Origin of the sequence: Dysgonomonas sp. 511 (assembly GCF_010501105.1) — a bacterium.
In the GTDB taxonomy this organism is placed as follows: Bacteria; Bacteroidota; Bacteroidia; order Bacteroidales; family Dysgonomonadaceae; genus Dysgonomonas.
The window spans coordinates 14,003-20,972 of the sequence record NZ_QVMQ01000046.1; the positions used below are offsets into that span (position 1 = coordinate 14,003).

General features: G+C 40.3%; 4 protein-coding genes and 1 tRNA gene. All 5 read right to left on the minus strand.

Features of this window, described 5'->3' with window-relative positions; all coding sequences use genetic code 11:
• Positions 1 to 74: 74 nt before the first annotated feature.
• The 5 genes from D0T57_RS14470 to D0T57_RS14490 all read right to left on the minus strand — a co-directional run bounded on the left by D0T57_RS14470 (position 75) and on the right by D0T57_RS14490 (position 6,853).
• Positions 75 to 148: transfer RNA gene (locus D0T57_RS14470), tRNA-Ala, on the minus strand.
• A gap of 613 nt (positions 149 to 761) precedes the next feature.
• Positions 762 to 1,331 (minus strand): hypothetical protein, encoded by a 570-nt coding sequence (locus D0T57_RS14475; RefSeq protein ID WP_163274195.1) that lies wholly within the window; start codon positions 1,329 to 1,331, stop codon positions 762 to 764.
• Between the two features lie 199 nt (positions 1,332 to 1,530).
• Positions 1,531 to 3,429, minus strand: a complete 1,899-nt coding sequence (gene dnaK / locus D0T57_RS14480; RefSeq protein WP_163274196.1) for a molecular chaperone DnaK — start codon at positions 3,427 to 3,429, stop codon at positions 1,531 to 1,533.
• A 602-nt stretch (positions 3,430 to 4,031) separates the two neighbouring features.
• Positions 4,032 to 5,840, minus strand: a complete 1,809-nt coding sequence (locus D0T57_RS14485; protein WP_163274197.1) for a glycoside hydrolase family 2 protein — start codon at positions 5,838 to 5,840, stop codon at positions 4,032 to 4,034.
• 8 nt (positions 5,841 to 5,848) lie between these two features.
• Positions 5,849 to 6,853, minus strand: a complete 1,005-nt coding sequence (locus D0T57_RS14490; protein WP_163274198.1) for a glycosyl hydrolase — start codon at positions 6,851 to 6,853, stop codon at positions 5,849 to 5,851.
• Positions 6,854 to 6,970 lie beyond the last annotated feature (117 nt).

A 6,970-nucleotide genomic window follows, 5' to 3' on the forward strand; every position in this document is an offset into this window, starting at 1 on the left:
TTGTAAATGAAAAATTAAAAATGAAAAATTAAAAATGCTTTTATTGTTCGTTTTTAATCTCTTTTTTACTTTTGTGGAGAATAACGGATTCGAACCGTTGACCCCCTGCGTGCAAGGCAGGTGCTCTAGCCAGCTGAGCTAATCCCCCGGAGGTTGATGAAAAATATAAAGTGAAAAGTGAAAAATATAAGGACATGCCTTATCTTAATATATTTCCCGTTTCTCGTTCCTTATTTTTCACTTCGCTGCCGTTGCAGCGATGTAGTCCCAGGCAGAGTTGAATATTTTTTTCATCACTATATAAGAATAAAAAACTACCTATCAGCCTTTTCCTATGGAATCCCCATGAAATGGGTGGTGTTGCTCAAAACATTTAAACTCCTATATATTTTAACGAAATATATATTTAATTTCTGTTCTTAACAGCTATCCTCTCTTGGTTAGCGGTTGCAAAAGTAAGGCTTTTTATTTTATCCGCAAGCTTTTTTGAAGAAAAAATTTTAATTTTATTGCAACGTATCATTGAGTCTTATATTAACAATTTAAAACACAATAATTTATGAAATATTCTCTTTAAATAGCATAAATGATAAATTTATAAAACAGTGGCATGAACTAGAAACACATACATCTAACAATCCTAATGAATATTTAATTTTACCAAGACAGTTATACCTCAATATGAAGTAAGTAAATCATGTTCTTTTAGCGAAAAAATTGCAAAAATAGATTTTTTAGCGTTTTCCAATTTTGCGATTATTTCACCAATCTTCTTCTCCCTCAATCCAAAATTGCAGCAAACTTTCTTTGTCAATATGAAAACAGTATTTTTCAGCCAAATATTCTAAGTTTTCATTTGTTTCCATAGTTATCCAACCATAATAACGGCTTAAACAGCAAAAGCGCTGTGCTTTATACTTTCCATCAGACGTTTTTTCAAATCTGAGTGTAAAATCATATGACTGTATCTTTAAAAATTGCTCTTCATCTCCCCAACCGTCTTCTTTGTCAAGATAACCTAAATATACAATTATTGAATTCTCTGTTTTGTCAATCAAATAATCCTTGACCGTTAAGTGTTTTTCCATTTCGCCATTAACTATTTCGATTTCATCTTGTGCTATGATTGACTTTAATATTTTCCTTAAAACAACTCGACCATCTTCAGGATATTCATAAATTTCAAACCCTTGGGGAATATTAACTAATAAATCAGACTCTTCATATTTTGTTTTGTCCTTAACAATATAAAAACGCTCTTTACCTAACTTCGTCGCTTTCGCAATAAAGTAATGAGGTTCCTTTTTTCTGTTGATGTATTCTAAAATCATATTATTATTTAGTAATATTTTCTCATTAGTGCCCACTAATGTTTTCAGCACATAAATGAAATACCCCGTCTGCCGTGTTGGAATCGGATATTCACGGATATGCTCAGGCTCCACTATCCGACACGCAAAAAAGAAACCCCTGCAAATAAATAATTTACAGGGGATTTCCTATTATTTATTGATTATTGCTAATCACCTTTTACTTCACTTCTTCAAAATCCACATCGGTAACATCTCCATTGTCACCTCCATTATTCTGGCCTCCAGATTGTTGTCCACCATCACTCGGGTTAGCTTGCTGTTGGTTGTACATATTCTGGCTCATTTCGTGAAGCAACTTTTGCATTTCCTCCATAGCTACATCTATTGCTGCAACATCTTGAGCCTTATGGGCATCTTTCAGTTTATTTAGAGCAGCTTCGATAGGAGCTTTTTGTTCGGCAGGAACCTTGTCGCCAAGTTCGCTCAATTGCTTTTCAGTTTGGAAAATCATCGAATCCGCTTGGTTGAGTTTGTCTATTCTTTCCTTTTCTTTCTTATCCGATTCTGCATTAGCAGCAGCTTCGTCTTTCATGCGTTGTATCTCAGCATCGCTCAATCCCGATGATGCTTCTATACGGATAGACTGTTCCTTACCTGTAGCCTTATCTTTTGCCGATACGCTCAATATACCATTGGCGTCGATATCAAATGTTACCTCTATTTGAGGTACACCACGTGGGGCAGCAGGTATGCCATCGAGGTTGAATACACCAATTTGCTTATTGTCTTTCGCCATCGGACGTTCACCTTGCAATACATTTATCTGTACCGAAGGCTGGTTGTCGGCAGCAGTAGAGAATGTTTCGCTTTTCTTGGTAGGGATAGTCGTGTTCGATTCTATCAGCTTAGTCATCACACCTCCCATAGTTTCTATACCCAGAGAAAGAGGAGTAACGTCGAGCAACAACACATCTTTCACTTCTCCGGTCAACACACCACCTTGAATAGCAGCCCCTACAGCAACTACCTCGTCAGGGTTTACTCCTTTCGAAGGTGCTTTTCCGAAGAATTTTTCAACTTCTGCTTGTATGGCAGGAATACGGGTAGAACCTCCTACCAGAATTACATCGTCGATATCGTTTGCGCTGAAGCCGGCATCGCTCAAAGCCTGACGACAAGGGTCGATACATTTGCGGATCAGGCTATCTGCCAATTGTTCGAATTTTGCACGAGTAAGCGTCTTTACCAAGTGTTTTGGTATGCCGTCAACCGGCATGATATATGGAAGATTAATTTCGGTAGATGTTGTGCTCGAAAGCTCTATTTTAGCTTTTTCAGCAGCTTCTTTCAATCGTTGAAGAGCCATAGGATCTTTACGAAGGTCTACACGCTCATCGTTAAGAAACTCTTCTGCCAGCCAGTTGATAATCACATTATCAAAATCGTCGCCACCGAGGTGAGTATCTCCATTTGTAGATTTCACTTCGAATACACCATCTCCAAGTTCGAGGATAGAAATATCGAATGTACCTCCCCCAAGGTCGAATACAGCGATTTTCATATCTTTATTCGCTTTGTCGAGCCCATAAGCCAATGCCGCGGCAGTAGGCTCGTTTACGATACGCTCTACTTTAAGCCCTGCTATTTCTCCGGCTTCTTTAGTAGCTTGACGTTGGGCATCGTTGAAGTAAGCTGGAACAGTTATAACCGCCTGAGTTACTTCCTGACCAAGATAATCTTCTGCTGTTTTCTTCATTTTCTGAAGTATCATTGCAGATATTTCCTGTGGAGTGTATAGGCGTCCGTCAATATCGACACGCGGCGTATTGTTGTCACCTTTTACTACTTTATATGGTACGCGCGGAACTTCCGGCTCTGCTTGAGTCCATGTTTCGCCCATGAAACGTTTGATAGAATATATGGTTTTTTCAGGATTGGTTATTGCCTGACGTTTTGCAGGGTCACCCACCTTACGTTCGTTGCCTTCAATAAAAGCTACTATCGAAGGAGTTGTCCTCTTTCCTTCATTATTAGCGATAACAATAGGTTCGTTACCTTCCAAGACTGAAACACATGAGTTTGTTGTTCCTAAGTCTATTCCAATTATTTTTCCCATTTTTATTTTTTAATTTATATTTATTATTTTGTTATTATTTCTTCATTTCTCCGACCCGGTTTCGGGCGGCAAAGTCTACTATTCAAATCTTGTGCCAAAACATAAAACAGTGTAACAAAAAAATAAAATATGACGATTTGGCAGAATCGTTATTTCAGTTCTTCAGGCTGAGTGCGCACCATTATTTATTAGCTTTCAATATACGTCCAATTCCAATGTGGCGGTGTATGGCATATGTTTACAATCTCTTCATTCTTATGTTTGCTATTGAGAATAAGGCTTTTGTCTGTTTTTATAGAAGAGAAAGGTATATAACGAAAAAAGGGCTTGTCCGACTTTTTGGACAGCCCCCAAATAAAAGAAAAACTTCTGTTCTTTTAGATAAAAACCAATCTGTGATATTTACTAACAGTTACTTAGAGCCTGTTTAAATTTTATAGCAGAACTTTTTTATAGCTATTTGACTCGCCTTCGCTTCGTCGATTTTCAATTTTAGATGGATTTTATGTGTTTTGCTCGCTGGTTTAGCGGGCTAAGCCGAGAACAAAACATTAAAAAGGCGCTAAAATTTAAACAGGCTCTTATGTAATTACCAAACTTTATTATTTGTCGAGCATCCGGCAAACTTCCTGATTAACTTTTCTTATCCTGCCTTCTTCCACTTTAATAACTTTCCGGTCGTAAGTCATTAATCCATTTACCTCTACTTCCACATCGGTAGTCTGGGTATATACAGCCGCAGAGAAACCCGCTTTGATAAGTTTCTTCAACTCTTCTGCATATTTTACATATTCGTCTGTTACTTCCTTAGCTGTCTGGAATTCAATATAGCCCCAGTTCTTATCTGTCTGCCACATATGGTCTTTCAAGGGTAACCCAATACCGCCATACTCGCCCAAAACAGTTGCCCTGTTGGCATCGTAGAGCCACAATTGTGGTCCCGGATAGGTGTGCAGGTCGAGCATATCACCTGTGCGATAGTGGTTGCCTCCGCTGGCAGGATTTACAAGGCGTGAAGGGTCATAATTTTTCGTCCATTCTGCCATTTCTTCTGTTTTGAATTGTCCCCAAGCTTCGTTGAACGGAACCCATACGGCTATACTTGGATAAGAGTAGAGGTAATCCATAATTTCTTTCCACTCCTTGCGGTAAGTAGCTTCCGATTTGCCCGAACGTACCAATTCTGTTCCGGTAAAATAGTTTCTTGCATCCCAATGAGGCGAACGGTCTCCGCTAGGCATATCCTGCCATACAATCATCCCCATACGGTCGCAATGCGTGTACCAGCGTGCAGGTTCCGTTTTTGCATGTTTACGGATCATATTATAGCCCCAGTCTTTTGTCTTTTTGATGTCGTAAACCAATGCTTCATCTGTAGGGGCGGTATATAGTCCGTCGGGCCACCAACCTTGGTCTAAGGGGCCGAACTGGAAATAGTCTTTATTGTTGAGCTGTAAACGTACAATGCCGTTCTCATCCCTCTGTGTAGAATATTTACGCATGGCAGCATAGCTCTTTACATTATCCTGAAGTTTTCCTTTTTCGTAGAGGTTGACTTCGAGATCGTAAAGGAATGGTGATTCGGGCGACCATAGTTTCATCGCAGGCACAGGGAGTTCTACTGCTTGTCCGGCTGCTACTTTGGCTTTTGATACTACCTTAGAGCCGTCTTTAAGTATAACTTCTACGATATCGCCGGCTTGTGTGTTGACGGTTTCCGCATCGACCGTTAATTTTTTAGAATCTATATCCGACAAGATGCGCAAGTTGTTAATATGCTTGCTGTTTACAGGTTCCAGCCACACTGTCTGCCAGATGCCGGAAACCGGGGTGTACCAGATGGCATGCGGATTGCTGTGTTGTTTTCCTACTGGTTGAGTTCCGTCGGTTGTCGGATCCCATACTTTTACTACCAATTTCTGGTTGCCGGACGTTAAGTAGGGAGTAACGTCAAAGCTGAAAGGGGCAAAGCCTCCGGTATGGCTTCCTATTTTCACATCGTTGATATATACTTCGGTCCTCCAGTCTACTGCTCCGAAATGAAGCAGGATTGTTTTGTCTTTCCAGTCGGAAGGAATAGAGAAGGTACGTTTATACCATAATTCGTTTTCTTTGTCCAGCCTTTTTTGTACACCCGAAAGACTGGATTCAACGGCAAAGGGAACCAAGATTTGTCCGTCATAGGCTGATGGCTCAATTTGCCCGATTGGTTTGATTGCATATTCCCATAGTCCGTTTAGATTAGACCATGCCGTGCGTTCCATAATAGGGCGCGGGTATTCGGGCAATACGTTGTTAACATCAATTTCACCAGCCCACTTTGTTTTAATTTTATCTCCGGCAGGCTTCCATTGTGAATAGGCGTGGGTACTGATAAAAATGGCAAGTAGTAATATTAGTTTTTGCTTCATTTGTTTAATTAGTTATTTGGTAGATATATACTAAATGGCTGATCCCTGTCTTTTACTATTAATTTACCGTCTACTACATCCAGTTCGGCTGCTTGTATGGATGAACGGCGTTGTTCGTAAGGAATATTCCCGTTCTTGTCCGGTTCTCCTCCCATGTGGCTTGTTCTTCCGGGATGCGTAAAGTAAAATATATACGCGTTATCACCGGTCACAACTACGTCGCCGTGCGCGCCGTTGGGAGTATCATCTGTGCGTTTACTTGGTCTGTCGAGAATACGGCCTTCCTGTTTCTTCCAGTTTATTAAATCATCCGATTGGTACACTGCCATACCACCCCATTCGTCGGTAATGAACCAGTAAGTATCTTTAAAACGGAAAGCTTTAGCCCCTTCATGCGGTTCATCGCTTACGGCAGGCGTAGTGTCTCCCTGCCAAGTAAAGAGGTCTTTACTGTCGGCAAATAGCGACTTACTATCCCACTTATACCACATACGCCATTTTCCGTTTGGCATTTTAATCAGCGTGGCATCAATGATATCTTCTTTTGGCAGTTTGGCAGGTCCTTCGCATTTCCAGTCCCACAGGTTTTTGCTGGTGTAGTGCATCATGGTAGCGGCTCCGGCCCAGTGGTTGCCAACACCCCTTATATAAGAGACAAACATATGATACACACCGTTGTGCAGAACGATATCGGGTGCCCAAAATGTATTTTTCCCTTTTTCGAATTCCAAATCCAATGTACCTCTGTAACGCCATGTTTTTCCGTTATCTTCGGAGTAAGCAATGCCGATTTCGTTTCCGTAACAAAAGGCTACGTCTGCTGTTTCTACATTTGCCCTGCGTTGGGTGTATAACATCCACCATGCCTCTTCGAAAGGGTTGTAAACTAAACAAGGGTCGGCTGCACCATCTGTAATAGGGTCGCGGTATAAAGGAGCAGGCGTATTTTGTGCTTGCACGAAAGAGGATGTAAGGCTGAAAAATAATAAGATAAAAATAAGTACTTTTTTCATGATTCATTTATTGATATTAAAAAGAGGGTGTGTCAAAAGTAAATTGACCTACCCTTTTTGTTTCATGCAGCCAGTTTATATTTCTCTTGGTTTTTATCAGCAATAGGATTCATAATA

Coding starts and splice junctions, on each gene's coding strand:
- D0T57_RS14475 (WP_163274195.1), bottom strand. CDS start 1,331: ATGATTTTAGAATACATCAACAGAAAAAAGGAACCTCATTACTTTATT.
- dnaK (WP_163274196.1), bottom strand. CDS start 3,429: ATGGGAAAAATAATTGGAATAGACTTAGGAACAACAAACTCATGTGTT.
- D0T57_RS14485 (WP_163274197.1), bottom strand. CDS start 5,840: ATGAAGCAAAAACTAATATTACTACTTGCCATTTTTATCAGTACCCAC.
- D0T57_RS14490 (WP_163274198.1), bottom strand. CDS start 6,853: ATGAAAAAAGTACTTATTTTTATCTTATTATTTTTCAGCCTTACATCC.